Origin of the sequence: Clostridium sp. D53t1_180928_C8 (assembly GCF_015667795.1) — a bacterium.
Lineage (GTDB): Bacteria > Bacillota > Clostridia > Clostridiales > Clostridiaceae > Clostridium.
In genome coordinates, this window is record NZ_JADPEL010000101.1 from 1 (window position 1) to 3,179 (window position 3,179).

The following is a 3,179-nucleotide window of genomic DNA, read 5'->3' on the forward strand; positions in this document are numbered from 1 at the left end:
ATGTTCTTTTTAGGAAATTTAATACTATTATTATAAATCAAGATATGTAGTATTTTATGGAACACCTAATACCGAAAAATTATCCTCCTCATTTAATGAGTTTATTATAGTCATATCGGAGTCAGAAAGCTCAAAATCAAATATATTAAATTTTTCTTTTATTCTATCTTCATTAGATGATTTTGGTATAGGAACTACCCCTCTTTGTATATGACATTTTAATATTATTTGAGATATAGATTTATTGTATTTATCTGATAAAGATAGCATTAATTCATTACAAAATAACTTCCCCCTCATTATTGTACTCCAAGCAATAAGTTGGAATTCCTTTCTCGTTGAATTACTGCTAAAAAAGAGTAAGAAATAGTTCTTACTCTTAAAATGATATTTTAAATTAAATTATATCATTATCAGCTTTTCAACCTCTTTAAAATCATTAGCTGTAATAACTAATATATCATTAGGCAATATTACTGTATTTCCATTTGGTATTATTACCTTATCTTTACGTTTTATCATAACTATAAGAATATCATCATTTATATTAGAATCACGTATAGATTTATTTGCTATAATACTATCACTACTAATTGAAACTTCCATTATATTTGTGCTTTTTCCTTCTTTATAATCAGTAAAATATATTAGGTTGTTTCCAGATAAAACTAGAGTATCTCCTGGCAAAATTATTGTAGAACCATTTGGAACAAATACATCTCCATTACGCTTTATCATAACAACAAGTATATCTTCAGGAATATTTGCATCCATTATACTTTTATTAGCAAGTTGGTTATTTTCGTTAATTGTAAGTTCAAATAACTTTGTACTCTTATCTTCTTTATAGTCATTAAATGTTTTAAAAACTGAATCGTCATCATCTATTAGGTCAAGTTTTCTTGCTATAGTAGGGATAAGGGTGCCTTGTACAGCTACTGAAAATAGAGCCATAAAGAATATTATATGAAAAATATCATAATTTATGGGAACTCCATATGTTACAGCAAAGATTGCAAATACTATTGATGCAGCACCTCTAATACCAACCCATGAAATAAAAAGTTGTTGCTTAATAGGTACTTTAAACCAACTCAAAATACTAAATGTTGCAATTGGTCTTGCTATGAAAATCATAAATATTGAAATAGATATTCCCTTAATTATAACAGATGGTATTTTTGATGGAAAAGCTAATAACCCAAGTAAGAAGAACAATAAAATTTGCATTAGCCATGATATTCCATCAAAAAATTGGAAAATGCTTTTTTTATGAGGTATTTTATTATTTCCTATAATAATACCTGATATATAAACACTCAAGTATCCATTTCCACCTAAATATTCACTTAATGAATAAGCTAGTACTGCTATTGCTGTAATGAATATAGGATAAAAACCCTCTATTTCAAATTTAGCATGTCTTAATAAATATATAGATAATTTTGCTAGTATACATGAAGTTACAATAGCAACTATAATTTGACTTAATAACATTGGAATGATATTCTCATATCCCACATTAGACATTAATCCTAATATTATTAGGGTAAGCATATATGCAAATGGATCATTACTACCACTCTCAATTTCTAATATTGATGCTATTGAACTTTTTAAATTTAACTTTTGAGAACGTAAGATTGCAAATACAGCAGCTGCATCTGTAGATGCAATTACTGAACCTATAAGTAGCCCCTCTAATAATGTTGTATTAAAAATAGAAAAGCAAAATAAACCTGTTAGCCCAGCTGTAATAAAAACACCAAATGAAGACATAAGTATAGATTGAATTGCAACAGGCTTGGCCATATTCCAATTAGTACCAAACCCTCCGTAGAACATTATAAAAATAAGAGCTATAGAGCAAATATTGCTAGCTAGTTCAAAATTATCAAAGTATATACCAACTATACCATCAGAACCAAACAACATACCAAGTACTATAAAAATAAGAAGAATCGGAACGCCAAACCTATATAATATTTTTGTTGAAGTTATACATATTAATAATACTAATGCACAAATAATCATTAAACTTATCACAGATTTACCTCCATATAAAATTATTAAATATTATATTTGCGTATATATAGTACTATAAATTGTTAATAACTTCAATATTTTATATTTTATAACTTATTAAACTTTATCTAATATTAACAATTACTTTTCGTTGCTATTTTATTTAGTTTTAATACCAACTTTTAGTTTGCTATTTTTTCAGAACTAATATTAAATTTTTTTATTATATTTTCAAATTTATTAAAATCTAGATTGGTAGCTTTTTTAAAGGCTTCATTTATATTATGCTCTTTCAATTCAAGTAACAAATTTGTAATTACACTCTCATTAATCATATTTACAAGTGTATTTATTGAATGATAACTTTGAATATATTGTTTGCCTGACTTTATTTTAAGCCAATCACTTGAATCTGAAAGTTTATTAAATTCAATAAATTCACTACAACTATAATCTAAATTATATAAACGCTTTGAAATATAATCAGCGACACCTTCGTTTATCCATACTGGAACATTCTTAGCTAATATATCATTTTCTTTTAAAAACTCTGAAAAATAGTAATGAGATATTTCATGAGTCAACATGTTACTAAAATTATTTTTATCATTTAAAATATCAGAATAATTATTTAAGTAAATATATATAGTTTTAGTACTATCTATATAATATGATGAAATATTATCTAACTCTTCCCCAAACCTAGATAAAAATACATCTTCATTATAATCTAATTTTATAGTAAAAGAGGCATTTACATTACTAAATATCTTTTCACATTTATATTTTGAGGAATCTATTAACTCATTTAATAATGGAATTATTGCTGATATATTATCTTGGTATAATATTTTAATATTATTATAATTAACTATATTAAAATTAGAATTATAGTTAGTAGGCTCTAAATTTGATATATAACTACTTGCAACTACTTCAACAATAGTATCTATGCTATTTATTACATAACTCCATAGCAATACAATAAAAATTAGGATTATATTTATGAATGTAAATATTTTTTTATCTATTTTGTTTTGTACTTTATTTATATTTAATCTTAAGGTAGTTAGTATTAGTATAGTTAATAATAATATGCTAAAAATTTTGGACATATTATTATTTTCTAAGATAGATATGGATAATATAATGTA

The 3,179-nt window shown here is 24.6% G+C and carries 3 protein-coding genes and 1 pseudogene; all 4 read right to left on the minus strand.

Going from position 1 to position 3,179, the window contains the following annotated elements:
• Positions 1-54 precede the first annotated feature (54 nt).
• A complete protein-coding gene (locus I4V51_RS20535) occupies positions 55-300 on the minus strand; it encodes an aldo/keto reductase (protein ID WP_195990298.1) in 246 nt (81 codons plus the stop codon).
• A gap of 102 nt (positions 301-402) precedes the next feature.
• Entirely contained in the window at positions 403-606 is a 204-nt protein-coding gene (locus I4V51_RS21555) for a TrkA C-terminal domain-containing protein (RefSeq protein ID WP_347708679.1), read from the minus strand.
• A gap of 45 nt (positions 607-651) precedes the next feature.
• Positions 652-2,046 (minus strand): annotated as a pseudogene (locus I4V51_RS20540) (potassium/proton antiporter); the annotation flags it as partial.
• A 161-nt stretch (positions 2,047-2,207) separates the two neighbouring features.
• Positions 2,208-3,179 (minus strand): DUF5700 domain-containing putative Zn-dependent protease (locus tag I4V51_RS20545; protein WP_195990300.1); only part of this gene is annotated, 972 nt, incomplete at its 5' end.